Below are 25,796 nucleotides of genomic sequence, written 5' to 3' on the forward strand. Positions count from 1 at the left end.
CGATCATGGCGGAGCTGACGTACAAGGTCCTCGTCCGGAAGACCGAGGCCAGGGAGAAGGCCCTGGCCCGCAACGCGGAGGGCGTCAAGAAGGCCGCGGACACCATCAAGGAACTGGCCGACGACACCGCGTCCGACGCGGACGCGCTGGGGGCCAAGAGTGTGGACCGCGACTCCCTGGCGGAGTGCCAGGAGCTCGCGAAAATCATCCGCGGGGTGTCGGACGGCGCGATCACCTACGCGTCGAAGACGGCCGACACCGCGAAGGCCGCGAAGGCGGCGGGCGACCAGGCCCGCACCACCCACGCCGGGTTCCAGGAAGCCTTCGACCGCTCCAGCGTGACGGACCTGGAGAAGGTCTCGCGCGACTGGTTCGAGCAGGAATAGCACCATCCAGCACCACCCACCACCGGCGCGGCCGGCCCGGGGATCGCACCCTGCGGGTCGGCCGCGCCTTTGCGGATCACCCCGTATCCAGACAGGAGTTTCCCCCGATGTCCACCACCACTAAGACCGTGCCGAACGCGGAGCCGGTGGAGCGCGCCGCCGCGGCGCTCCAGATCGTCCTCCCCGTCGGGGTAGGCATCCTGGCCCCCTACCTGGACCCGAATGCGGCGGCCTACGCCGGGGCCGGCTTCCTGGCCGGTGCGACGTTCGCCGGCGCCAACTACATGAACCGCCTGGGCCGCTGGGCGAACCAGCTCCCCGGGATCGACATCGCGCGGGCGCACCGCGACACCATGGGGATCTCCACGATCACCACCGGAATGGGCCTGGCCCTGGGGCAGATGGGCGGAGCCGAGGCGTCCGACGCGCTGATGGCCGGCGCCCTCGAGCCGACCACCATTCCCGGGATCCTGTCGCTGGGCTGGTGGGCCGCAGTCGTCTTCACCGGCTGGCGCCTTCGCCGCGTCTTCGGCCGACGGAGGATCGAGGTGGAGCAGGCGCCGCCACAGGCCGCCCCGGCCAATACCGGCGACCCGGGCCCGGTGTCCCTGGCCGACAAGATGATCGCGGCCTGGGGGCGCGTGATCAGCGACCCGAAGACGGGACGCCACCGCAACCAGGTCCTCTCCGACGTCGTGATCTACGCGGACTGCTGGCATGGACGGATCACCGCGGCCCTGGGCGACTCGGTGAACGTGTCGAAGGAGACCGTCTCCAGCCTCTTCGGCCGCTCGGTCGACGACATCGACATCAAGTACGGCGCGCACTCCGGTGAGGCCTACATCACCGTCTGGTACACCCAGCGCGCGGAGCTGGACCCCTCCACCCTCCAGGGCGCCTGGAAGCGAGTTCGGGCGCGGGTCCTGCCGAAGACGCACCTGGAGGAGGTCGGCAAGGACGAGAACACCGGCGGCCAGGTGGCGCGCGTCGTGGCTGACGACGACCTGGACGCCCTCCCCCGCGTCGTCAACCTCGGGGAACTGGCCGGCGCGCTCCGCCGCTCCATCGACCTCGTCTCCTACGAGCCGGGACGGCGCGACCCGCGGCGCGCGGTCATCCGTGTCATGGACCACAACCCGCTGGAGGCCGGCCACGACTTCCAGGGCCTGGACTCCCTGAAGGCCACCCCGGGCGGCTGGGTCAACATCGGGAAGATCGTCTCCGGGTTCCCCGCGAAGATCCAGCTGTTCGACCCGAAGCTGGGCGCCCTCCACTTCGTGATCGCCGGTACCACCGGCTCCGGCAAGGGAGGCACGGGCCAGATGATCAGCCTGGCGTACCACGCCAACAAGATGGCCCAGATCTACGGCGACCCGAAGGGCGCCAGCAACCCCGCGATCCCGAAGATGGCCGCCTACAGCGGCCTGACGCAGCAAGGCGCCCTGGGCGCCATGCGGCTGTCCTGGTGGGTCCTCCAGCACCGGATCGAAGAGGCCGCCCGCCTGGAACTGAAGAACTTCGAGCCGTCCGCGATGCGGCCGTACTGCGCCACGATCCTGGACGAGGCCGCCCAGATGCTGGCCCCAGGCGCACCGAACCGCAAGGAGGCCGTGAAGATCGTCAAGGACGGCGCCTCCCTGACCCGCTCCATGGGCATGCCCTGGATCCTGATCAACCAGACCGTGAACCTGGACCAGCTGGGCGGAGAGCAGGCGATCCGCGCCAACCTCCTGGCCGGCGGTACCTGGATCGTTCTGCGTACCGACAGCGACCAGGTGAACCTGGGCGACCTTCCCCCCGGCTTCGAGGGGATCGACCCCTCCCTGATCCCGCCGGTGTGGGTGGAAGAGGACGACTCGCTGGTGTACGACCCGACCATGGAGGAGTCGGACCCGCGCCGCACCTTCGGCCTGGGCTACGTCGCGGCGCCGGGCGGGCGCGCCGGCATGATGCGGATCGACACCCTGGAGGACGCCACCGCGCATATCCGGCCGGAGAACATCATGGCGCCGGCCGACGTGCCCTGGTGGGGCGACGAGGCGTACATGGAGGAGCTGGCCCAGACCCCCATCCCCGGCTTCGAGGAGAAGGACGGCGAAGGCGGGACCGGCGAGGCGGGGACCTCGTTCGCCGGCGTCAACCTCCCGAAGACCAAGGAGCTGACGTCGGAGGAGAAGGTCCTGGCCGCCCTCCGTGACGAGTCCGACCCCATGTACGTGGACATGGTCGACGAGGGCGACGAGATCGCCCCCGACGACATCGACTACGTGGAGCGGGGCCAGCTGCAGGCCGCCTGCGGGGTGGCGGAGTCGACCTTCGCGAACGTGCTGAACAAGCTGGAAAAGGCAGGAAAGATCCACCGGATCAAGGAAGGCAAAGCCTCGAAGGTGGCCCTGGGCGGCCGACCGGAGGCCAGCGACGAGGCCGCCTGACCGTTTCCACTGGAAACGGCGCGCCCGCACCCCCCGCTGGCCTGACGCCCTGCCCGGTCCTCGCCCCACCCCGCACCCGGGGCCGGGCGAGGACCGGACAGGCCGCCTGGCCGAACACACCACCCGCTGCGCCCCGCCGACACCAGCACGACGCCGGCGGGGCGCAGCGCTGTCCGCCCGACGACTGGAGGAGATCACTCGTGCTCATCCCCCGCCCGCGCCGCCGGATCGGCCGGCCCCGCCCGCAGCGTCCCGGCCCCCGCTACCCGCACCGCCCCGACCGGCTGCCCGGTGCCTGGAACAGGTGATGCCGCGCCCGAGGAAGAAGCACCGCCGTTGCGAGGTGGCCCGGGTGCCGCGCAGTGACGCGGCGCTGCCCGAGTACGACCGCAGCACGGTGCCCGAAGGGCTCGTGACCAGGCGGCAGTTACGGGAGATGGGGCTGAGCCCCGGCGGCAACGAAGGCCCGGTCGCGATCCTGCGGTGCAGGCTGTGCGCGACCCGCCCGCAGTGGTCCTGCCGTCACCCCACCCGCGGCTACCTGCTCCGCATCGACCTGGCCAAGCCCAAGAGGACGCCGACGCTCGCTCAGGAGTGGGCCCTCGATCAGGCGATGGCAGCTCGGCAGACCTGTGGCCAGTGCCGGAGGCGGTTCTACATCTGCCTCTCGAAGAAACTCGGCTGCTGCCTGGAGTGCTTCGACGGCACGCCCATCGACCCCAGCAGCCTCATGACCCTCCCAGCCTCGGCCGTTCACCGGCTGGCCGCGTGAGCCAGCCCCGTCCCGACCGCACAGGCCGGGACGGGGCCCGCACAACCGGGCGGCCGCAGCACTGGCAAAGTCCGGCCGCCCGCTCAACCCGTACAGCCGGCTCCGCGTCGCCGACCACGGCGACTTCGAGCTGTAGCTCTGCCCCGGGACAGACGCCAAGGCGTGGAAACCAACCGCCTGTCCCGGGCCCACCCATCCCGTACGAGACGAGAGGGAGATCCTCAGTATGGACTCCGTCCTGCACACCCGGGGCCGAATCGGCTCGCGCACCCTCCTTCTGACGACCGCCGCTGTGCCGCTGACCGGCTGGGCGGTGCACGCCGTCGCGCTGCACAGGCAGCTCGCCGCCACGAAGAAGGACCCGCTGACGGGGCTGCTGCGCCGCGACGCCTACACCGCCCGCGCCCGCCGGGTCCTCGCACGCCACGGCGACGACACGGTGCTGGTCATGGTCGACGCCGACCACTTCAAGGCCGTGAACGACACGATGGGCCACCCGGCCGGGGACGCCGTCCTCGCCGCGTTCGGCGCCCGGCTCACCGCGTGGGCGGGCCCGCGCGCCGCCGTCGGCCGCCTCGGAGGCGATGAGTTCGCCGTGGTCCTGGCGCTGCCCGCCGGCCGCTGCGCGCAGCGCCTGGAGCAGCTGGTGAGGATGCTGCACACCCCGGTCGTCCTGGACGACGGCCGTACCGTTGCTGTCGCCGCCTCGGTCGGCGCCGCGGCCCCGGCCTCGGTCGGCTCCCGCGACCTGAGCGTGTTACAGAGGGCCGCCGACGCCGCTCTCTACGACGGCAAGCACTCCGGCCGCGCCGTCCTCGCGACACGGCAGCACGCCACCGTGCCGTCCATCAACGGCCGCCGGGCCGGACGTCCGGGCACCGGCGTGTGGGGGCGGGCCGCATGAGCACCGCGACCCTGCCCCAGGGCGACTGGATCCGGGGCATCAGCATCCGGTAGCCGTACGCGGCGTGCATCCTCGCCGGGGCCAAGACGGTGGAGAACAGGCCCGGCCGGTGGCGGACCGGCTGGGTGCTGCTGCACACGAGCAAGACCACAGACCAGCCCGCCCTGCGGATCCCGCTGATCGGCCGCACGATCCGCGACCGCTGGCTCGTCACCGGCGCCGTGGTCGGTGTCGCCCGGATCACCGACTGCCACCAGGACCCCGAGGGCGCGCCGCTCTGCTCGCCGTGGGCGCACCCGGGCGCCTGGCACCTGGTGCTCGCCGACGTCCAAGAGCTCCCCCTGCCCGTCCCCGCGCGCGGGCAGGTCGTGCCCTGGAAGCCGACGCCGGACCTGCTGGAGCGCGTGTTCCAGCAACTGCCCGGCTTCCGGCCGTGACCAGCACCCGAGGCAAGACGAAGCAGCCGTTCGAGCCGAGCCTGGTCCCGCCTCCCGGCGCGCTCCTCGAATGGCGCGACAGCCAGCACTTCGACCGCTGGCAGGACCGCCCCTGCGCGCTGTGCGACAAGCCCACGCCGATGCGCTCCCACGCCGGGGAGCCCGTGCACAAGGCGTGCGCAGAGGACTGGATCGCCGCGAACCCCGTTGAGGCCCGCCTCGGCAGGTTCGCCTCCGACACCCAGCCCAAGAGCACCAAACGCGCCACCCACGCCTGAACCCTCCCGCCGGAGGACCCCATGAGCAGCACCGACCGCGACGCCGGCCACGCCCGCGCCTACCCGGAGCCGCCGGCCTCGCCGCTGTGGCACCGCGACGGCGCGAAGGCCCGGCCGCTCACCCCCGCCCAACAGCGGCGCAATCGCGAGCTCCTGGTGCTCGCACAGAAGCGCCCGACCCGTACCCGTCGCTCCCCCAACACCCTGGCGGAGGCCAGCCGATGAACCCCCAGACACGCCTCGCCATAGACGGCTACGTCGACGCGATCCCGGCCCCCGGCCCCGGCTGGGGCACCGCGACGTTCGACCTGATCCACTCCCCCGCCGACGCGGACACCATCGCGCCCGACGCCCCCGACACCGTGTACGCCTGCACCACCGCCGACCCGCGCATCGCCGACGTACTCCTGCGCGAGATCCAGCCCGGCGACCTGCTGCGCGTCACCGGCATCGTTGTCCAGCCCAACGACCCCAGGGCCCCGGCCTGCTTCACCGTCGACGTCCTGGAGGTCCTGGAGGCCGCCCCGGCCCCCGTGCTCTACGACCTCGTGCTGGAGCGGTTCGGGAACTACGCCGTCGTGTTCGACGCCGACCGCGACCAGGTCCCGGTGTTCACCGTATCCGGCCAGTGGGTCGGTGAAGCCGCCAGCCCCGACGCGATCAGCGACCTGCTCGACGCCTACGAGGAAGGCGACCCGCGATGACGACCGCCCTCCCCGCACAGCGCACCGTCCTGGAACGGTTCCCCGCCAGCCACCCCCGCGGCTCCTGGCCCGCCGACGAATACGCCACCGCCCAGCGCGCCCAGGGCACCGACGCCCGCGTCGTGATGGACCTCGGCAGCGACCAGTTCCTCGTGGTCACCGACACCCCCCAGTAGCCGCACCCCCCCGAGCGCCACGCGCCCGCCCCTTCCCGGCCGGGCGCGGCGCCCCCTGTTCCCACCGCCCGTCAGCACACCGAGAGGAACCGCGTGTTACCCACCCTCATCACCGCAGCGCTCGCCATCGTCGCCACCCTGCTGGGCGCGATCGTCTCCGGCCGCTTCCAAGAACGCGCCGCCGAACGGCAGGTGCGCGCCGCCCACGGCGAAGCGATCCGACGCGACCGCCTGGAGGCCGTCACCGCACTCGCCTGCGCCGCCAGCGACCACCGCCGCGCGCTGTGGATGCGCGGCGACGCCGTCATCACGCAGGCCAGCCCCGAGCGGATCGAAGCCCTGCGCGGCGACAGCCACATGACCCGCAGCGCGGTCACCCGCCCGCTGGTCGCCCTGCACGTCCTCTGCGAGGACCAGGCCGTGCGCGCCGCCGCCGACCGCATGATCACGCTGACGTACGCAATGCGGAACGCGTGCGCCACCTCCGAGGACCTGGCCACGGCCCGCGAGGCCGCGAAGAACGCGCACGACAGCTTCGTGAACACCGCCGCCCGCTACCTCAGCCCGGCCCTGCCGACCGGGCGAGCCCACCTCAACCCCGAGCAGGAGACCACCCGATGAAGCGCCCCTCCTTCCGTCGCCGCAGCCACACGCCCAGCCCCCTCTCCCTCGAGGACCAGGCCGTCGTTGACCAGCACCGTGCGACGCTCGCCGCCGTACGCAACCCGCAGCCCTGGACACCCGGCGGCAGCCAGGACATCGCCGTCCGGGTCGGGCCGTTCGTGGAACGCGCCCACACCCGGCCCGGCGATGACCACGGCCCCGACATGATCGCCGTCGCCCTGGTCCACCCGGACACCCCGCACGCCGGCGCCTACGGCTGCCAGCTCGGCTACAACGGACGCGGCTGGCTGCGCTGCCAGACGACCACGATCCTCGGCACCTGGCAGCCCGGCTACGCGATGCTCACCCACGCTGCTGCCGGTCTGCCCCTGCCCGACGACGTCGGCATGGACCCCGCGCACTACGCCCTCTACATCGAGGCCCGCCGGCGCGACGACAGCCGCGACGGCTACACCCTGCTGCGCCTCGGCCCGTACACCCAGACCCGGCACGCCCAGCAGGAACTACGACCGGCTCACCGCCGCGCTGGACGGGCGGGAGACCACCCTCGTGCCCGGACACCGCATCTCCGGGCGGTTCGGGCCGTTCGACGTGAGCGACCACCAGCTGTTCGCCGACCCGTACGAGGCCGACGCCGTGGCACTCCTGGACGCCGCCGTCGCGGGGGTGAGCGCGTGACCGCCCCGGCCCTGCACGAGACCGAGGCCAGCGAGGGCGACGACGGCACCATGCACCCCGTCGAACGGCCCTGGACACCCGGCGAGGACGCAGTGGAGAACGGCTTCCTCGACCACTCCAGCCTGCACGCCACCAGCCTCAACGGCCCCACCGACGACCACCTCTAAAGCACCAACGCCCCCGTCATGACGGCCTGCGCACCGACCAGTTCCTCGTGGTCGCCGACATCACTCCCCAGTAGCCCCGAACTCACAGCACCGTGCCCGCATCCCGCGCGGGCGCGGTGCTGTCCGGCACGACACCTTCACCGAGAGGATGAAGATGCTCTTCCTCGTTCGCCACGCCGAATCCATCGAGAACGCCACCAAGAACGCCGGCTTCTACAAGAACCCCCGTCCGTGGACCGGACCGGCCGCGCACGCCCTGTCCCGGGACATCGTCGGCCTCACACCTCGCGGCTTCCTCCAGTGCCTGTGGCTGCAGCAGACGCTGCCGGACCTGACCGGACCCGACCCGGCGATCTACACCTCGCAGTACCGCCGCGCCCTCGACACTGCCGCACTGGCTCTGCCCGGCCTGCCCTGTGAGGTGACCGCGCTCCTCAACGAGCAGCACTACGGCGCAGCCACCTACATGACCAAGCAAGAGCTGTACGCCACCTACCCCGAGGGGGCGAAGGACCGGCAGACCCGCAAGCACCTGTGGACGCCCCCCGGCGCCGGCGGAGAGTCCCTCGCCTGCGGCGTCCTGGAGAGGGCTGCGGCGTTCGTCGACGGCCTGCACACCGCGCCTGCGGCGGATGTCGTCGCGTTCACGCACCACACCGCGATCCTCGCGCTGCGCACGGTCCTGGAGCGCCGCCCGGTGACCGAACTGGTCGACGAGGCCCGTGTACGCAAGACACCCAACGCCGCCGTCCTGGTCTACGAACAGGCCGACGACGGCCAGTTCCACGCCCGCGGCACCATCCAACCGGACTGCTGAGGAAGGCCGCGGCCATGAACGTCCTGTACCTCAACGGGCCCGTGCAGAACGGCCCCTTCACCATCGCCGAACGGCCGGGCAAGGCGGCTGGCATCCGCGCGGCCGAAGCACTCAACACCCTTCTTGGCGCCGGCCCGGTCCCGCATCTGTGGAACACCGTCACTCTGGCCGGAGACCTCCGCCACCGTGACGCCCCAGACAGGGAAACCATCAGCCGACGAGAGCGGGAGGACCACACGATCGCCGCCAAGTACGCGCCAGGCCCGGCCCCAGCCGGTGGCGTACTCACCGACACCGCGCCCGTCGTGACCGCCCTCGCGCTGGAGATGACCGAACACCTCCTGACACAAGGCACCCTGGCGATCGCTTCCACCACAGTCCGATGCTGCGCCCGCTGCGGTCACATGACCGGCGCCGTCGCCCACGCCTGCCGGGCATGCGGGAACCAGGGCCTCAGGCCCCACACCCGGCGGCTGCTGGTCTGGGACCGGCCCCCCGGCACACCCGTGCTCGCACGTGACGACATCCACGCTCATCGGGCCCGGCCATCAGGCCATCTGCTGACCATCGCCCAGAACGTCCCCGAGCGGCTGATCCTGTCCCGCACCCGCGACCACGGCATCAGCCTCACGCCGCTCGGACTCCACGGCCTGGTCCTGGACCCCCGGGCCGGCCTGCACATCGCCGTGCTGGCCGCCGCCGCCCCACACGACGCCGCGCACCCGGTGATGACGCTCACCGAGAACGCCGCGGCGAACGTCGCCGCCTACGGCACCCCATTCCGCAGGCACAACGGAACGCGGCTGCGATACGCGCTGCACGGGCGCATACCGTACGACGACACCGCGGCACTGCAGCGGCTGTGCCAGGTGCACCGCGTCAGCCCGGCGCAACGAGAGCAGTTCCTCGCCTGGTTCCTGCCACTGTGCTCACTGCACCTGCGGGCGGGCATCCCCCCGGCACAGCTCCCGGCCCTGCTGAAATTCTGGCGCCGCGCCCACCTGGCACGGCCCGACACACCCGGAAGTGACATCCCCGCCGAACTGCGGCGCCGCATCACGGCGGGTGATGTGCGCTGGGTCATGGACGTCCGGACCCTGTCCCGGGCCATCCCCGAACACCCGACCGCCCACGGCTCCTCAGCGGAGCCGGAAGGAGCGAGCAGATGAACGAGACCAACTGGCGGTTCGTCAAGAAACGGACCGCCGCCGATGGCGCCGTGTACGTCTCCGACGACGGAACGCTCTACCGGCGCACCGGCGGAGCCGAACTCCAAGCAGAGGCACAATTCCAGCGCCGGATCGCGGACCTGGACTATCCGGTCCCGCACGTCCTGGAGGAAGGCGTCACCGACGACGGCCACTACTACGTCGTGGAGGAATCGCTGGGCGACCAGACCCTGCACGAGAGGGCGGTGGCGTCACTGGACGGCGGCCGCGCCCTGCACGACGACGTCACCGACACCGCCGCGCAGGTCGCCGCCCGGCTGCTACGCGCCCAGGCCGCCCACCGTGTCGAGCCCGTGCCCGGCTCACTGCGGCAGTGGCTGGACCGCGCCGGGTTCACCCAGAACGTCTTCCAGGAGAACCCCGACCTGGACAACACCCGCACGCGCTCCGCGCTCGATCACGCGCTGGGCCGCCTTGGCACGGTCCCGCTGGTGCGAGGCCACCTCGACTACGGGCTGCCCAACGTCCTGTCGGCCGGAGTCATCGACTGGCAGCACCACGGCCTGGTGCCACTCGGATACGACGTCCTCCCGGCCCTGGAAATCATCGCCTTCAAGGGAGGCAGCAAGGGCTACACCGCCAGCCCCGCCCAGCGCCACCGCTACCTTGCCGTGCTGGACGACACGAGCCTGAACGCAACCGGACAGCCGGTCAGCCAGAACCTGGGCGCCTACCTGCTCGTCAAGGCCCTGTTCTTCCTCGCCCTGATGCGGCCCACCGACCCCTCCCGCACGGACAAGCACCTGAAGTGGCAGTACCGCCGGCACCTCTTCACGAAGGGACTCGAGCAGTATGAGCGCACCGGGACGGTCGATACCGCCCTCTTCCCCAGCCTCGAACAGTTCGCCGCTGGGCACAGCGCTGGCGACCATCCGTGACCGCGACTACCTCCTGGACCGCGCCGGTGTGATCTTCAAAGTCATCGGTGACGTCCACCCGGGCACGCACTTCCTGGGATACGTCAAGTACTACCCCGACGCCCGCGGCGACCGACTGTTGTTCGGCCAGACGTACCGGCAGAACAGCGTCGTGTCCAAAGCGTTCGGGATCCTCGCCGACCGGCCCGAGTGCTACATCTACTCCCCTGCCGTAGGGTGCGTCATCACCGGCGTGCCCCGCGAAGACATCGTCACCCACTACTCCTGCCGCCAGACCCTCGCAGCACTCCACCAAGACCCTGGCCTTCTGAACAAAACAGCGGTCAGCGAGGACCTGATCGCCATCATCAACTGGATTGTCACGGCCGGCGCCGCGGACGTCATCGGCGTGACCGGCTCCTTCATGGTCGGCGCCTGCAACGCCCGCTCCGACATCGACCTGGTCTGCTACGGGCCGCGCGGCTACGAGGCGGCGCAGGCACTGTTCGCCGAACGCACCCTCATCCACCCCTACGAGGGAGACACCCTCACCCGGCTGTACGTGCGGCGCGCCAAGTACATGGTGGGAGGAAGCTTCGACGCACTCATGCGCCAAGAGGCACGCAAACTGCAGGGCCTGACAGCCGGTGCGGGCGCGCACATCAACTGTGAGCCGTTGAGGGCCGACGGCGACCGGACCTTCGCTGGGGTGGTGGCCAAGGAGGTAGGAGCGATTTCCGTCCTGGCCCGGATCACGGATCACTCCGAGGGCCTGGTCACACCGGCGGTCTACGGGATCGAGGTGGACACGGTCACGGAGTCCACGGTCGACGAGCCGTCTGTGTTCGCCCGCCGGATCACCCACCTTCGCAGCTATCTCGGTGCCTACACCGGGGCGTTCCGCACCGGCGACGTCGTCTACCTGTCCGGCCGGCTGGTCCACATACAAGGACCCGATGCACACAGCGGTTTCGGCATCGAGCTGACCCCATGGTCGGCAGCCGAGTCCTTCCTCGCCAACCTCACCCGTTGAGCCCTGCACACGGCGTCCATGACCCGCGTTCATGGCTGGCGGAACTCTACCTCCGCCCCCGGCTGACGCCGTCGCTGCCACGGGTCTCAACGGTGTTGATTGCCTCCCGTGCCGCACTTGCCGGGAGCCCTTCGCGGTGGAGTGCTTGTTGTCCGCGGACAACAAACTCGAGGTATCGGCACCGAAGCGGTACCCGTCTTCACCGCACTGGTCGGCCTGGCAGACAACCCCAACGTCATCGCGCCCTCATCAAGGCCACGGGGCCCGCGAGCACATCCCGGCCGGACCGTCCGTTTTCCTCGCCGGCCCCACCCCCGAGAAGAGCGCGCCCGTCCCGTCCTGGCGGCCCGAGTCGCCCGGCTGCTGGCCAAGCAATGGACCGGCCAGCAGCCGCTGACCGTCCTGAGCCCGGAGTCCCGAGGCGGCGAGCGCGCCGACCGCTACGAGACGCAGGCCGACTCGGAGACCGACGCCCGCACCTCTGCGAACGCGATCCTCTTCTGGATCCCCCGGGACCTTCGCACGATGCCAGGCATAACCACCAACGTAATTCGGCCTGGACGTCGGTACGGGCCGCGCGGTGCTGGGCTGCCCGCTCGACTGCCCAACCCCGAGAGGAACAGGTACTTGATCTACGTGGCCCGCCGCCACGGCGCCCCGCCCTGGCCGCCACTACGGGCACTCCGCGCGCCCTCAATACGCCCGCCGGTCCCCGCACCGCCAACCTCAAGCAGGAAGGAAGGCCCCCCGATGATCCGTCGCTTCCGCCCGCCAGTCTCACAGCCGGTGGCGCGGGCACTGCTGTTATGCACGCGCCGACCATGAAATCATCCAACTACGTGAGTATGCGAGGGGGTTGAGTCGGATGGCAGCGGTGCGTGCGGGCCTGGGACAGCGGCGCTGGCTGGTCCCGGCAACTCTTGCAGTGGCGGCGTCGGGCGGCATGCTCGGGGATCTCCTCTTTGGCATCGGGCTTCCTGTGAAATGGGCGGTCGGGGGCATGGTTGCGGCCATGGGGTCGGTTGCCGTTCTGACTTTCACAGCCGAGCGCGGCGCTGGAGTCAGCCGGGGCGAGGCCGCCGACGACCGACCGGCCATCGACCAACTCGGACCCACGCCCGTCCTCGTCGGACGCACGACGCTGGCCCGCGCGCTCTGCAGCATGCTGGAGGACGTCGCACCGGCCGGTGCAGCCCTGAACGCTGCGGACCCCGGCCACGGTCGGGCGCAGGTCGTCGTGGTGCACGGGGCGGCCGGCACGGGGAAGACGACGCTGGCCCTGTACGCTGCTCACCAGGTCAAGGGCAGCTTTCCGGACGCGCGCCTCTACATCGATCTACGAGGCGACGGCACCGCGCCGGTCTCCAGCACCCAGGCGCTGGAGCACTTCCTGCGCAGTCTCGGGGTGGCCCCGGCCGAGATCCCGCGCAGCGTGGGCGACCGAGCGTCCATGTTCCGGTCGATGGTCGGCCGGCTACGGACGCTCGTACTACTGGACAATGCACATTCCACCGAACAGATCAGGCCCCTGATCCCGGCCGGTCCTGGATGCGCGGTCGTCATCACCAGCCGCAGGGCCCTCTCGGTTGGCGACATCAGTCACCGTGAGGAGATCCGAGTCTCCCTGCCGGAAGAGGGCGAGGCGCTAGCGGTCCTTTCGCACTACGCCGGACGGTCGCGGGTTCTTGAGGATCCCGCCACTGCGTTGGAGATCGTCCACTTCTGTGGCCGGCTGCCTATCGCCCTGCGGATTGTCGGCGCCCGGCTGCAGTCCCGCACCGACCTCACCCTCCGGCGGATGAGGGCACGGCTGGAGGACGAGAAATCACGCCTGCGTGAACTCGCATACGAGGACAGCAGCCTGCAGGCATGTCTGCTGCTCAGTCACCGCGACCTGTCGGCGCCCGCTCAGCGGGTGTTTGGCGGGCTGGGCGGGCTGCCGCGCGGGCGGCTGACCGAGTGGCATGTCGGGCTGGTCGCCGATGACGCTGCGGCCGCGACCCGTGCTCTGGACGAGCTGATGGAGACGGCGCTGATGGAAGTAGGCGGAAACGCCGCGAACCCGGAGCCCGAGTACCGGCTGCACGATCTGATCCGCGTCTTCGCCCGCGATCAGTACGCTCAGCTGCCGCCGGAGGAACGACGACTGGCGGAGCGCAGGGTGGTCCTTGGCTACCGCGACGCTGCGCTGCGGCTCGCCGCGGTCCGCGCGCCCGAACTCGCCGCCCGCGAGGCTGTAACTCCCGCGGCGGGCGTAGCCAGCCAGCCGGCCGCAGAATGGTTCTCCACCGAGGCGGAAAGACTGATGTGGGTACATGCCCTGGCCGCCCAGGTCGGGCTGCCTGAGGTGGCGCCTTTGATCGCCGAGTGCGCCTCTTACTTCCTTGACGATCTTGGCCTAGCGCCTGAGGCCCTCACCACGATGTTCGCCGTCCCAGAGACGGGACCCCGGTCGGCGCATGCCCGTGCTCGGGCGGCACTGCGGCTGGCCGACCAGGACTTCGTCGGCGCCTTGGCCGCCCTTGGAGACGGTGGCGGGCAGGACAGCGGGCCCCACGGGGCAGCCAGGACGCTCGCACTCACTGCCCGAATCGAGCGTGAACAGGGCCGCTACGACGTGGCGTCCGTGCACATGTCCGCCGCCGTCGAGCAGTTCCGCGCGCTGGGCGACCGCTGGCACCTGGCCCTCGCGCTGGAGATGCTGGGCGAGATCAAGCGGGCGCAAGGCATGCCCTCCGAAGGGGAGTCGTGCCAGCGCGAGGCGCTTGCCATCGCTGGGGAGTTCGCGGACCTGCGGGCGCAGGCCCGACTGCGCCGCACTCTGGCCGAGACGCTGGCCTACAAGAGGGAATTCACTGAAGCCGGGGAATTGCTGCGGGCCTCCTCCGCCGGCTTCCGGCACCTGGGCGACCGAATGTGGGAAGCCCGCACGCTGTACGTCCAGGGGCGGGTACAGCGGTTACTCGGAAAGCGCACCGCCGCACTCGCGAGCTATGAACGTGCCCTGCAGATCTTCGACCAGCTCGGTGAGCGCCTGTGGTCCGGGCGCGTGCGTAACGCCCGTATCCGCCTCTTCGCAGGTCTCGGCGACATGGACCGCGCCCGTGAGGAGGCGGAGGCGGCACTCGCCGTCTTCGCCGAGGTCGGCCACACCCTCTGGCATGCGCACACCCTCCGGGACCTCGGCTGGCTGGACCTGCGTTCCGGCCTCGCCGACGAGGCCGTACCAGCACTGGAGAACGCTCTACGCACCTGCCGCGAGGCAGGCGACACTCACGCCGAGGCGGCGGCAGGGCATTTGTTGGGCGTCGCGTACCGAGAGACCGGCAGAGCGGCGGATGCGCGCCGCGAGCTCGAAGCTTCCAGGACGATCTACGCCGCTGGAGGCTACGCCTGGCAGGAGGCCACTTGCGTGCACGACCTGGTACGGGCCCTTCGGGCAGCAGGCGACGCCGCCGGAGCCGACGAGTTGACACGGACCGCCGAGACCGGAAACCCGCACTTCGTTGCGATGTCTGGTCGTGACGGTGCATGGGCTGTGCCAGACGAGGACTGATCCAGACTGTGAACCGGCCATCGGCAGCAGGACGCCGATGGAGGCGTCCGGTAGCCTTCGCCGGGCGCTCCACCTGCGCGGTCCAGCCCGACTCTTGATGCATGACCTGTACGATGCCGTACCACTGTGGGCGGCAGGAAGGCGTCGGACATTGCCGAGACCTGCAGCCTGTACCCGTATCTGTTCGGTCTCTTCATCGGCGGCAGCTGCAGCTGCTGGCGGAGTGCTTCGTTTTCGGCGGTGAGCTGCGGTGTCATCCCCCGCACCCCGCGCGCTGTGATGGCATGGGGTGCATTCTTACGGAATTCGGACCAGACCAGGTCTGGGGGTGCGAGTGGGACGGCACCTTGGTCTGGGCACTTCCCTGATGCTTGCGTGAGTTCAAGTGTCAGGAGACTGCCGCGCGGAACATCGCCCGCCGGACCAGCCTCCCCCACTGCCATGATCGAACGTTGGACCAGCTGCGTGCCGGGGGGTTGGCACGCAGCGCATCAAGAACTCTGTACGTCACCCGTACGCGGCTGGGCGCGTTCACGTGTACGCCGACACTTCGCCCCAAGACTGTTCGCCAGCAGGTCGGTTCCTTCGCAGAGACCGCGTCAACTGCGTTGCTGGCCAAGGAAATAGCGTGTTCGCGGAGGTCCTCGGCAGATACTCTCGAAGGGCCTCGCCGGGGAGGTGCGCTTCTGTTGCTGCCGTCGACGGCCTCCGGGGAGAGCTACCTCAACCCGTGAAGGACATTCCATGAGCGCTGACGCCCCGCAGAACCTGCCTGCATCCGCTGAGCGGAAGGATCTGGTGAGTGCCGCGCGCGCTGACCTGGTGGCGTTCGAAGAGTTCATGCTCGCGGTGCTCGATGAGTGGGGCCTGCCGACCGACAGCATCATCGTCAGTTCCAGCGACCGCCACGTCCTGCTCAAGAACACCCCGGACATCCTCGGCGAGCTCGACGCCGAGCAGTTGGCGCGGTCGCCCTACATCTCCAAGATGATCCTCGCCGGGGCAGCCGGCTTGTTCGACGCTGCTCTGAGCTACCTCTGGGACGAGACGATCACCCAGTTGCGGGACCGGGTCGCGGATTTCGACGTGGCCTACTTCTTCGATCTCGCCGAGGCCGATCCGGCCCGTCGGGCGTCCCTGCAGACCCGCGACGACCTCTCTAAGATCAACGACGCCGCGCTGCTGGACGCCGCCAAGAAGATCCAGCTCATCAGCGACGTCGCTCACCAGCAGCTGACCCACATCAACTACATGCGCAACCATGCGAGTGCCGCGCATCCGAACGTGGAGAAGCTGACGGGCCTGAAGCTCGCCGACTGGCTGCAGACCTGCATCCGGGAAGTCATGCAGCTCAAGACCCGGCCCGTTGTCGCGGAGATCGGAAGGCTTCTCCATAATGTCAAGGCCGCAGCACTCGCCGACGCCGAGCTGAAGAACGCAGCCACATTCTTCGGTGGGCTCCCACAGGAGCAGGCGAACAACCTGGCAAACGGGCTCTTCGGCATCTACACACCGCCCACGGCTGACCCACACGTCCTGGACAACGTTCGGCTGGTCTGGCCCGAGCTCTGGCCGTTCATCAGCGAGGACACCCGCCGCGAGCTCGGAGTGAAGCTCGCGCGCTTCCGGGCCAACGCGGACAAGGACCGGGCCGACCGGGCCAAGGAGCTCTTGGAGCTGGTCGACGGCGGCGCGGCCTACCTCCCCGAGTCCGACCGGCTCGTCGAGATCCAGGAAACTCTCGACGACCTCACGCGCGCGCACCAGGGGACGAACAACTTCTACAACGAGCCGTCGGTCGCGCGGCGTCTCCGTGACGTCGTCGGCCGCCACGGTGAGGTGCCCGAGCTCCTGACGGCCCCCTACGTCGCCACGCTCGTGAACGTCTTCCTGACGAACAGCCACGGCGTAGCCTGGAACGCCGAGCCGTACTACATCGAGCTCATCAAGCGTTTCGACGGACCTCAGGCCGCTTACGCGCTCCGGTCCTTCGCCTTCCAGTCGATCATCACGAAGCTGGGCGCCTCGCTACCGCAGGCGAAGTGGGTCGAGCTGGTGGAGCTCGTGGCGCCCAAGCTCACCGAGCGGGGAGATCGCGTCATGCTCGAGCTTGTCCGGGCCTTCACCGGCACCCCCGGCAAGCTCCACACGGACACGAAGATCGCCGCACAGCTCAAGGTCTGGCGCGAGGCCAGGGGGATCTGATGCACCAGGGGGTTGGCCCGGCGGGTCGACCTCCTTTTTTTGGCTATGCGGGTCACTCGATCAGGGCTACCCGGACGACCAGATCCGAGCACCTGCGGAGCACCTCTTCGATCTCCTCGCGAACCCCGAGAAAGCGGCACCGGAAGACTGATCGTTCCGACCCTCAAACTGAACAGATCAACTTGACAGGGAAGGGCAGCCAGCACCGAACCCGGCGCCGTCCCGATCACCGCCATGAGGCACCTGGTCGCCCCCAGGACCGCCGTCGGCCTCAATCCTGAAGAAGGCGCGCCTGCGACCTGGGCGGCCTGACATCACCGAGCACATCAAAGGCCTGTAGGCCCTGAGATCTTCCGACCGTCGGGCATACAGGCCTCTTTGCGTTGGGGGATCACCCGGATGTTCCTCCTGCTGCCGTAGTTCGAGCAGCAGGTCCTGGTACTCCCCGGGGCGATTCTTACGGAAGACCGGCACCCGCCTCGCGGGTCACCCGCGCCTTGTCCTGGCATTCCCCGGCGCTGGTTGCTGCCCGACTTCGGAGCGAGGGCGCTCGGCAGATTGGTCACTGTCTACAGCTGTGCAGCCACCGGACCCCGAGGTCGTATGCCAGGAACCCGAGAGTGAGGACGACGACAGGCCACATCAGCGCGGGTGAGAGAGGCGTGTTGGCCGTCGTCGTGGTGAGGGTGCCGGCAGCACACCCCAGTAGGCCAGGCAGGGGAGGTCGGAGCGAGCCTATGCAGACCTGCAGCACGTTCTGGCTTTGTCGGCCCACGAACTGACTGGTACATGCGGTGTGTTCGGTTGCTATCTGGCAGGTTGCCTGCGGGGTCCCCGGCAGGGGCTTTTGAACGGACTCTGTGATCATTTGCCTGCTCCGCTTTTCGTGCCGCGCATGGGTGTGTGCTGGTCGTGGCGATCGCCCAGGCGCTTGAGCCTGCGGCGGACTCGTTCTCCGAATCGCTCGGGGTCTTTAGCTCCCGTGTAGCGAGCGGCTTCGGTCCAGGAGCAGATGGTGGGGTTGCGGGCGTAGGCGAGCGCCACATCGCGTTCGTCTGCGTCGAGTTCGGCGAGGATCTCCCGAACGCGGGGTTCATCGATAGCGTCTCGGAGAAGGTCGCCGTCCGGTTCTGCGGTGTCGACAGCCAGGTCTGCGAGCGTGAGGCCGTCTGTAGTGGGAGTGTCGAGCATGGTCACGCGGTGGCCGTTGACCTTGCGTTCCCATAAGGGCTGAATGTTGCGATGAGCCTGCTCGGCTTCCTGCTTCAGTCGCTGGGGCACCAGGAGGCGGGAGTTGTCCTCCCCCAGGAGTGGCACCCAGTCGCTCATGAGCGCGGTCGAGACTGCTTCGCGCCAGCAGTCGGTGCCCGTGTTACGGAGACCGAGGGTGGTTCGCGCTACATGCTCGACGACGTTGTGGTGGCCGTGTACCGCAGCGTGCTGGCCTTCCAGGGCACTGATCTCAGGGATGCTGAACCTGAAGGTGCGGCGCCACATGTCGGTGGCTACAGCGGCCATCATGGCCTGTTCTGCAGAGGACATAGCGTGCCGCGGCGGATAGCTGCCTGTTATCACCGGGAACCGGGCGGCAATGCCAGCCACGGGGTAGGGAAGGTCGATGTAGTCGAATCCGGGCAGCCCGGGTGAGGACGGTGAGTTGAGTGAGCCCACTGGGGCGCGCCTCCTGTGGTTGGTGTGAGTGCCTCTACTACAAGGCCCGGCAGGGCCCCCCTTTCAGCACTCCCGAGGAAGGAAATTCTGTGGCGTGCGTCACTCTGCCCGGCGTGTGTGCTCCCGCACGTAGCCGACTGTTGGGAAGTGGAACCTGCCGTCGTCACCGAGGTCTGCGCGAACGGCTTGCGTATCCCGTGCGCCGACCTCCCGGCAAAGCACGGGTAGGGAGCCCGTTCGCGTACTCATTCGTCGGCACTGGCGGTCGGGCAGAAGACGGCCAAGGCGCACCCGTTCCGCATCCATGCCAGTTGGGCAGACGGGATTCGTGACCTAGTGGAACAAATGACATTAACTGTCAGTCCCGGGTGGGCGTTTCCAATGGAAACGCCCACCCGTCCGCACGTCGACGTTTCCATTGGAAACGCTAGTCTCGGTCCGTAACTACCGACGTCGTCCTGGAGCAACAATGGCCCGTCCACTCCCGAGGCCCGCACGAAAGAGCACAAAGCCTGTGCAAACCAAGCCAAGTGCCCTTGGAGCTCTCTACGAGGACAAAGTACGCAGCGGCGACCGCCTCGAACTCCCGCTGACGAGTCTGTGCCCCAACCCCTTCAACAAGCGCCAGATGAAGGGGATCGCCGAACTCGCGGCCACCATCAAGGAAGTCGGGCTGCTGCAGGACATCGCCCACATCCGGGCCGGTGTGTGGCTCGAGCACTACCCCGAGACCAAAGACAAGATCACAGCAGAGAATGTGATCCTCTTCGGTGAACACCGGTGGCGGGCCTTCCAGCTCCTCGAGCTGCCCACCATCCCGAGCCTGCTGCGCGATGACAAGGTGGAGGAAGCTCGCCTCATCACGCTGATCGAGAACCTGCGCCGTTCCCAGCTGACAGTCCTGGAAGAGGCCGAGCACTACCAGGCGCTGCGTGAAGAGGGCCTGTCGTACGAGCAGATCGCCGAGAAGGTCGGAGAGACCGTTGAGGGGTCGATCTCCAAGGGGACTGTGTGGAAGAGGGTGCAGCTCCTGAAACTGGACCCCGCTGTCCTGGACGTACTGCATCAGGGGAAGCTCGCGATCAGCTCGGCCGAGAAACTACTCACCTTCACTGATCCTGCCGACCAGCGTGACGCCCTGGCGCTGATGCAGGACGGCGTGCTCGCGGCGACGGCTCAGGCGCAGATCCTCGCGCGGAAGAAGGAGCCCGCAGAGCCAGCCGGTGGCAGTCGGCCCTCGCAGGCGTCGCCGGTTGCCGTTTCCGATGAAAACGCGGCCAGCGGCCAGGCTTCCGAAGTGGGGAGTGCGGTTCCCGTTTCCATTGGAAACGGGAACCCGGCCCCGCCCCGCCAACGGCAGAAGGACGACGGCAAGCCTGCACCGGATCAGTTCGAGCAGGACCGAGCCACCGCAGCTGCTGACCGTGACGCTGCCTGCCAACACCTCGTCGAGACGGTGGACCTGGCGACGCCGGAGACGCACGAGATGCTGATCCGCGTCCTCGCTACAGCCACCATGGCTCCCCCGCAGCAAGGCCCTGCCCAGCAGCGGGCCCTCGCCTGGCTGCGTCGAGTCGGTCGGCAGCAGCTGGAGGAGACACGCGCTGGCGCCTACTACAACGCCGTACTTGAGTCCGGAGACGAAGATCTCCAGCGGATCGCTGCCTTCGCGAGCGCTTTGGCCACGTGCGAGCTGCGGACCTCGTCACGACGGCAGTCCTGGGGACCCATCGAGATCGGGCATGTGAAGTTCCTGCAGCAGTACGCGAAGTACGTCCCGGAGACCGCGTGGGAGAAGAAGGAAATGGGCCTGCTCGCCACCGGAGGCAGTCGATGACTGCCAAGACAACGGCCGTCGATTCCCGCTTCCGGCCTCGGGGGCGTAACTGGCCCCTGATCCTCGCCTACCTGATCGCGTGTGGCGGATCCACAAAGTCCACCACAGGCACCTCTCTGTCGGTGACCATGGCGCTGCGCGGCTACTCGAACACCTTCTGGGATCTGGACGCCAACATGTCCGGCACCAAGGTCCTCGGCTACGCCCCGGAAGACCTCGAGGGCCGCAAGACAGTCATCGATCTGATCGAAGGCAAAGCCACCTTCGACGAAGTCGTTCTGCCGGCCCGCTACTGGATTGGCGAAGACGAGGACGGCAACAACCTCTACGAACCGATTCCGAACCTGCGCCTGATCCCCAGCGACCCCGGCCTGGCCGGTACGGACACGCTGATTGCCCTGGACCCGGATCGCAACGACTGGTTCATGGACGTCATGCACAACTACGACGGTGACGACGAAGTCTGGAACGTCGACTTCCCTGCGTCCTACGGGAAGATGGTCTACTCCGTCGCGCGCATGCTCGACGAGGACGACAAAGTGATCCCCTCAGTTCGAGCCGACCCGAAGGACATCAACCTGCTGGTCCCGCTCCTGGACGAGCTGCAGAACATCCGTGACAAGAACGCCAACAAGCGGGCTGTCCCAGGCCGGCCGACCATGAACCACCTGGTGCTGACAGGGACGCCCACACCCAGCTATCAGGAGGCTCCGGCGCGACGCGCGACCGCGCAGGCCCAAGCCGAGTACGCGTCGGTCCTGCTTCCGCTCGTCCGCTACTCCGTGGACGCAAAGAAGATGTACGAGGACGGCGTCCCCCTCCCGATCCTTCTGCCGAAGTCTTACCCGGCAGAGGACTACCGGAAGGTGGCCACCGCGCTCGGCTTCGTACAGCGCAAGGACTGAGGAGGCCTTCTGCGTTTCCATTGAAAACGGGGTGGGCCTGGACGTTGGCCCACCCCGTTTTCAATGGAAACGCCGCCTGACGAAACGGCTGCATGAGTACCCAGATGACTCATGTGTCTTCGCAGCGATAGTCGCCATCGCTCCAACTGGTGCGCTGTCCAGACGAGCATGTGCTCCTCGGCCCACTGCTGCGGAAGTTGGCCTCGAGCCTGTACGCGGGCGGACTCAAGTCCTTGTTGTGTTCGTAGTTGCGCGAGTCCAACTCGTCGTGTCGGCGGATCTCGCGCGCGCTCAGCTTGCCGGAGAACGGCCTTCTCCCACACTTGCACGAAGTGCTTCGCAACGTCTTCCGCTGGATCTGGTTTCGAACGCATCGAACAGATTCGTCGTCACTCTCGGAGGCTAGCCGCCAGCGCTGCCAGGGTCGGCACGGTGTTGCTGCTACGGCTGCGGCGACAGCGCAGGCCTGTCTCGCCCATGAGGGACGAGCGTCGGCGGGTGAGCTTTGTCCCTCCGTGGCTGTGCCACCCGAAGCCAAACACGGAAAAACGATCACTTTTCATCGACGATCGCCTACGCGTACGGCTTGGACTGTCCCGCCCTGGCGCCATGCGTGAGAGTGTGAATCCCGTTCAACGATCAGGCTTTGAAGGAGGGCAAGAACACGTGGCTGCGCCACTGCAGCTGACCCGATTGCACCGCATTCTTATCGGCGTGGTCGTTTCCGGTGCCTTGATCATCGCCGGGATCGGCTTCGCCGGTTCGTACGCGGCCGTCCGTGAGCTGGCCCTGAAGAAGGGGTTCGGGAACTTCTCGTACGTCTTCCCGATCGGCATCGACGCGGGCATCTGTGTCCTGCTCGCGCTGGACCTGCTGCTGACCTGGATACGCATACCCTTCCCGCTGCTGCGCCAGACGGCGTGGCTGCTGACGGCGGCGACGATCGCCTTCAACGGCGCGGCGGCCTGGCCGGATCCGCTGGGTGTGGGCATGCACGCGGTGATCCCGATCCTGTTCGTGGTCTCCGTCGAGGCGGCCCGGCACGCGATCGGCCGGATCGCGGACATCACCGCGGACAAGCACATGGAGGGCGTGCGGATCACCCGCTGGCTGCTCTCGCCGGTGCCGACGTTCCTGCTGTGGCGCCGGATGAAGCTGTGGGAGCTGCGCTCCTACGAGCAGGTCATCAAGCTGGAGCAGGAACGCCTCGTCTATCAGGCGCGGCTGCGCTCGCGCTTCGGCCGCGCCTGGCGCCGCAAGGCACCGGTGGAGTCGCTGATGCCGCTGCGCCTGGCCCGGTACGGCGTCCCGCTGGCGCAGACGGCCCCGGCGGGGCTCGCCGCGGCAGGGGTCGATCCGCAGATGCTGCCCGCTGCGCCAGAGCCGGCAGTGCAAGAGCTTGAGGAGCCGTTGGCAGCTGCGGTGGCACCGGTGAGCGTGCCCGATGCGCCGAGCCAGTGGTTCGCTCCGCAAGGCGAGGTCCCGTACGGCAACGCCTACGACCCCGAGTTCGAAGCTACGCTCGCGACAGCCGAGGGCGGCCAGGCCGCCGAGGTGACCCGCGACCTCGCAGGTGATGAAGAGTCCTTCGAAGAGGGCTTCCTCCAGGGCGGCCCTGAGGACGATGGCCAGGAATGGGCCGACATGCCGTTGTGGCCTGACGCCGACCACCAGCTTCAAACACAGGAGACGGAGCGGTACGCCGTCCACGCGTCCGGGCTGGAGAGCGGTGGCCGCAGCGTCGTCCAGGCGCGCGTTCCGAAGGCCCGTGATGAAGCCGAGCCCGACGCTGAGTTCGACGCCGAGGAACCCGCCTCGGACAGCCGTGAGAGCGAGGAGGAACGGCAGGCGGAGCCGGAGGACGGCTCCCATTTGACCGGTCCGGCACGGGTGGAATTCCACTACCGACAGTTGCCGCTGGAGGAGCAGGAGCGTTCAGCGAAGGCCCTGGCCCCGATCCTGGCGGAACGCTGCGGCTACCGGGAGGGCACCGTGCGGAAGTACCTCGGTGAGATCAAGCGGGCCGCCAGCGTCTGACGTTTCCACCGGTGTGGAACGCGAACGAACTACCCGGGCCGCTACCAAGGGGTGGGGTGGAATCCACGGATTCCACCCCACCCCTTGGTCGTCCCGATCCCGCGTGCGCGCATCAGGAAATGCTGCGCACCTGCCTCGTGGCCGACGGGCCTCGGACTGGCCAGTGCCGAAGCGATGCTGGCACTGAATCAAGGGTGGAACGCTGTGAGCTGCATTTTTCCAGTGCGGGTCACCGTTTGGGGTATACCCCGCCCGCGTTCTCGTGCTGCTCGTCGAGGTGCCGGCAGAGCTACCGGTGGGGTTCGGCTGCCCAGGGATCCTGGTCGTGCAACGAGGAAGCGGCCAGGTGGAAAACGCGGGCGGCAGGGACTGCGGCAGGAGTCGACCGGGGTGGAATCTTCCACCCAGCCCTGCGGTCTGCGTGGCGGCCGGACTGCTGGCCGGCCCCCGGCAGCGGCACCGCGGAGAGTGCCCCCGGCGAACGGCGCCAGGGCTGCTGGGGGGGGTGGAAAACGCTCGCGCTGTGTGACGGTCCGCTGTCTGCGCCGGTGCGATCGTGGCCGACCTGCGGGACGTGCCAGGCCGCTCGGTGCGGGTGATCGTGTAGAACGATGACCGACGAGGACAGCGTGTTCCAACGTCCGGGGGGAGGAAGCCACGGTGATGACGGCGGCGCTGGCCGCTGGGGCAGCGGTGTGGGGCGCAAGTGCCAGCCTGCTGGTCCCGCGCGCGGTGTACCGGCTGTCCGTTCCGGCGGGAGAGCCGTGGCAGACCCAGTGCCCCCACGGCCACCGGCTGGAGGGGAAGACAGGCGGTTGGATCGGGCTGCCGCGCTGCTCCCACGATCTTGTCCCATTCGGTCAACCCGTGGGGTGGACCGTGGCGATGGTGGCCGTGGTGTGCGGGGCGCTGGCGGCGGTCACCGGCTGGCGCCCTGAGTTGGCGGTGTGGCTGTTGCTCATTCCGGTGGGCGTCGTGCTGGCGCTGGTGGACCTCGCGGTGCAGCGGCTGCCGCACGTGCTGACCCTGCCCACGGCGGGAGTGACCTGGGCGGCGCTGGGCGTGGCCACGTGCCTGCCCGGCCACGTGGGCTCGTGGTCACATGCCGTCCAGGGCGGTCTCGCGTTCAGCGGCACCCTGTTCGCCTTGTTCCTGATCAGTCCGGCCGCGATGGGTTTCGGTGATGTGCTGCTGGCGTTGACCGCGGGCGCGGTGCTCGGCTGGTACGGATGGACTGTCCTCTTCCTGGGCGCCTTCCTCTCCTTCACGCTGGCTGGCATGTTCGGTGTCCTGCGTCGGCTGAGATGGCGAACAGATGGTCCAGGCTTGCTGATCCCGCTCGGTCCGTTTCTGCTGGCTGGTGCGCTCGCCGGAGTCCTGGCGGCCGCCTGAGTGTGCCAGCTCATGAGGTTGGTGCCACAGCGGCGGCCTCCCGCTCTATGGTTATGGCACCCCTACCATTGACTAACTATGGCAGGGGTGCCATAGTCGCGGGGCGGGAGGGTGACCAACCTCCACCGACCCAGAGGGATCATCATGCGACCCATCACCGGCGCCGACGTCATCGACTTCTACAACGGCCGCGACGACCTGCTCGTCCTCACTTCCGGCGGCGAGTTCACCACCATCGACTACAGCGACGTCGCGTACAGCTCCATGGGCGGGCGCCGGGCTGATGCCTACAGCTTTGTTGCCACGGAAGACGGTGATGAGGTGCAGGTGCTGCTGGAACGCTCCTCCATCGACGAGGGCGAATGGTTCCCCGATGCCCTGGACGATGAGGACAACCTGATTCCGTCCGTCGCTGACGAGATGGCCGACATCATCAACAGCGATGGCATCCTCCCCAGCCGCGCAATGAAGGCCGTCGAGGCAGGAAGGCAGTGGAAGAAGGCCGAGGAGGAGACCAACCAGCTCGCCCTTGAGCGCGCCAAGGCCGTAGCCGAAGTGGTGGCTTTCTGCGGGGGCAACCAGTCTGCGGCCGCCCGCCTACTCGTACTTGACCAGTCCACGGTGAACAAGCTGGTGAAGAAGGCCCAGACTGTCTGACGGCCTGCACCACATTGGGGTGGCGAAGCGGGGCACGACGTG

General features: G+C 68.7%; 22 protein-coding genes and 1 pseudogene. 22 read left to right on the plus strand and 1 reads right to left on the minus strand.

What is annotated here, in order from left to right; all coding sequences use genetic code 11:
- Window positions 1-5 precede the first annotated feature (5 nt).
- The 17 genes and pseudogenes from ACGFYV_RS25985 (at window position 6) to ACGFYV_RS26065 (ending at window position 17,255) form a co-directional block, all read left to right on the plus strand.
- The gene (locus tag ACGFYV_RS25985; RefSeq protein ID WP_393880866.1) at window positions 6-386 is read left to right on the plus strand and encodes a hypothetical protein; all 381 of its coding nucleotides are present in this window, start codon (window positions 6-8) and stop codon (window positions 384-386) included.
- Between the two features lie 107 nt (window positions 387-493).
- The gene (locus ACGFYV_RS25990; protein WP_393880867.1) at window positions 494-2,818 is read left to right on the plus strand and encodes a hypothetical protein; all 2,325 of its coding nucleotides are present in this window, start codon (window positions 494-496) and stop codon (window positions 2,816-2,818) included.
- Between the two features lie 307 nt (window positions 2,819-3,125).
- Window positions 3,126-3,590, plus strand: coding sequence for an RRQRL motif-containing zinc-binding protein (locus tag ACGFYV_RS25995; protein ID WP_393880868.1), 465 nt, complete (start codon window positions 3,126-3,128; stop codon window positions 3,588-3,590).
- Between the two features lie 226 nt (window positions 3,591-3,816).
- Complete coding sequence (locus ACGFYV_RS26000; protein WP_393880869.1) at window positions 3,817-4,494, plus strand: GGDEF domain-containing protein; 678 nt, start codon at window positions 3,817-3,819, stop codon at window positions 4,492-4,494.
- Window positions 4,491-4,931: pseudogene (locus tag ACGFYV_RS26005) on the plus strand (hypothetical protein). The gene ACGFYV_RS26000 and the pseudogene ACGFYV_RS26005 overlap by 4 nt, the downstream one beginning before the upstream one ends.
- On the plus strand, window positions 4,928-5,209 hold the full coding sequence (locus ACGFYV_RS26010; RefSeq protein WP_393880870.1) for a hypothetical protein: 282 nt from the start codon (window positions 4,928-4,930) through the stop codon (window positions 5,207-5,209). Before ACGFYV_RS26005 ends, ACGFYV_RS26010 begins: the two are co-directional and overlap by 4 nt.
- A 21-nt stretch (window positions 5,210-5,230) precedes the next feature.
- Complete coding sequence (locus tag ACGFYV_RS26015) at window positions 5,231-5,434, plus strand: hypothetical protein (RefSeq protein WP_393880871.1); 204 nt, start codon at window positions 5,231-5,233, stop codon at window positions 5,432-5,434.
- Window positions 5,431-5,913 carry a hypothetical protein gene (locus tag ACGFYV_RS26020; RefSeq protein ID WP_393880872.1) on the plus strand — a complete coding sequence of 161 codons (483 nt, stop codon included), beginning with the start codon at window positions 5,431-5,433 and terminating at the stop codon, window positions 5,911-5,913. Before ACGFYV_RS26015 ends, ACGFYV_RS26020 begins: the two co-directional genes overlap by 4 nt.
- Complete coding sequence (locus ACGFYV_RS26025; RefSeq protein ID WP_393880873.1) at window positions 5,910-6,089, plus strand: hypothetical protein; 180 nt, start codon at window positions 5,910-5,912, stop codon at window positions 6,087-6,089. The genes ACGFYV_RS26020 and ACGFYV_RS26025 overlap by 4 nt, the downstream gene beginning before the upstream one ends.
- Window positions 6,090-6,182: 93 nt before the next feature.
- Window positions 6,183-6,710: a hypothetical protein gene (locus ACGFYV_RS26030; protein WP_393880874.1), complete on the plus strand. Its 528-nt coding sequence runs from the start codon at window positions 6,183-6,185 to the stop codon at window positions 6,708-6,710.
- Window positions 6,707-7,558: a hypothetical protein gene (locus tag ACGFYV_RS26035; protein ID WP_393880875.1), complete on the plus strand. Its 852-nt coding sequence runs from the start codon at window positions 6,707-6,709 to the stop codon at window positions 7,556-7,558. The genes ACGFYV_RS26030 and ACGFYV_RS26035 overlap by 4 nt, the downstream gene beginning before the upstream one ends.
- Window positions 7,559-7,712: 154 nt before the next feature.
- A complete protein-coding gene (locus ACGFYV_RS26040; RefSeq protein WP_393880876.1) occupies window positions 7,713-8,375 on the plus strand; it encodes a histidine phosphatase family protein in 663 nt (220 codons plus the stop codon).
- A gap of 14 nt (window positions 8,376-8,389) precedes the next feature.
- A complete protein-coding gene (locus ACGFYV_RS26045) occupies window positions 8,390-9,544 on the plus strand; it encodes a hypothetical protein (RefSeq protein WP_393880877.1) in 1,155 nt (384 codons plus the stop codon).
- On the plus strand, window positions 9,541-10,482 hold the full coding sequence (locus ACGFYV_RS26050) for a phosphotransferase (protein WP_393880878.1): 942 nt from the start codon (window positions 9,541-9,543) through the stop codon (window positions 10,480-10,482). Before ACGFYV_RS26045 ends, ACGFYV_RS26050 begins: the two co-directional genes overlap by 4 nt.
- A 28-nt stretch (window positions 10,483-10,510) precedes the next feature.
- Window positions 10,511-11,494, plus strand: a complete 984-nt coding sequence (locus tag ACGFYV_RS26055) for a hypothetical protein (protein WP_393880879.1) — start codon at window positions 10,511-10,513, stop codon at window positions 11,492-11,494.
- A gap of 865 nt (window positions 11,495-12,359) precedes the next feature.
- Entirely contained in the window at window positions 12,360-15,050 is a 2,691-nt protein-coding gene (locus ACGFYV_RS26060; RefSeq protein ID WP_393880880.1) for a tetratricopeptide repeat protein, read from the plus strand.
- A 744-nt stretch (window positions 15,051-15,794) separates the two neighbouring features.
- A complete protein-coding gene (locus ACGFYV_RS26065) occupies window positions 15,795-17,255 on the plus strand; it encodes a hypothetical protein (RefSeq protein ID WP_393880881.1) in 1,461 nt (486 codons plus the stop codon).
- An 864-nt stretch (window positions 17,256-18,119) separates the two neighbouring features.
- On the opposite strand, the gene ACGFYV_RS26070 is transcribed toward ACGFYV_RS26065, so the two are convergent.
- Complete coding sequence (locus ACGFYV_RS26070) at window positions 18,120-18,926, minus strand: hypothetical protein (RefSeq protein WP_393880882.1); 807 nt, start codon at window positions 18,924-18,926, stop codon at window positions 18,120-18,122.
- A 514-nt stretch (window positions 18,927-19,440) separates the two neighbouring features.
- Here ACGFYV_RS26070 and ACGFYV_RS26075 point away from each other — a divergent pair.
- From ACGFYV_RS26075 to ACGFYV_RS26095, 5 genes are all read left to right on the plus strand, one after another.
- Window positions 19,441-20,763, plus strand: coding sequence for a ParB/RepB/Spo0J family partition protein (locus tag ACGFYV_RS26075; RefSeq protein ID WP_393880883.1), 1,323 nt, complete (start codon window positions 19,441-19,443; stop codon window positions 20,761-20,763).
- A complete protein-coding gene (locus tag ACGFYV_RS26080) occupies window positions 20,760-21,668 on the plus strand; it encodes a ParA family protein (RefSeq protein ID WP_393880884.1) in 909 nt (302 codons plus the stop codon). Before ACGFYV_RS26075 ends, ACGFYV_RS26080 begins: the two co-directional genes overlap by 4 nt.
- 666 nt (window positions 21,669-22,334) lie before the next feature.
- Window positions 22,335-23,705 (plus strand): DUF2637 domain-containing protein, encoded by a 1,371-nt coding sequence (locus ACGFYV_RS26085; protein ID WP_393880885.1) that lies wholly within the window; start codon window positions 22,335-22,337, stop codon window positions 23,703-23,705.
- A 663-nt stretch (window positions 23,706-24,368) separates the two neighbouring features.
- On the plus strand, window positions 24,369-25,097 hold the full coding sequence (locus tag ACGFYV_RS26090; protein WP_393880886.1) for a prepilin peptidase: 729 nt from the start codon (window positions 24,369-24,371) through the stop codon (window positions 25,095-25,097).
- A gap of 144 nt (window positions 25,098-25,241) precedes the next feature.
- Complete coding sequence (locus ACGFYV_RS26095; RefSeq protein WP_393880887.1) at window positions 25,242-25,754, plus strand: hypothetical protein; 513 nt, start codon at window positions 25,242-25,244, stop codon at window positions 25,752-25,754.
- The last annotated feature ends 42 nt before the right edge of the window (window positions 25,755-25,796 follow it).

Source organism: Streptomyces sp. NPDC048297 (assembly GCF_043201585.1).
Lineage (GTDB): Bacteria > Actinomycetota > Actinomycetes > Streptomycetales > Streptomycetaceae > Streptomyces.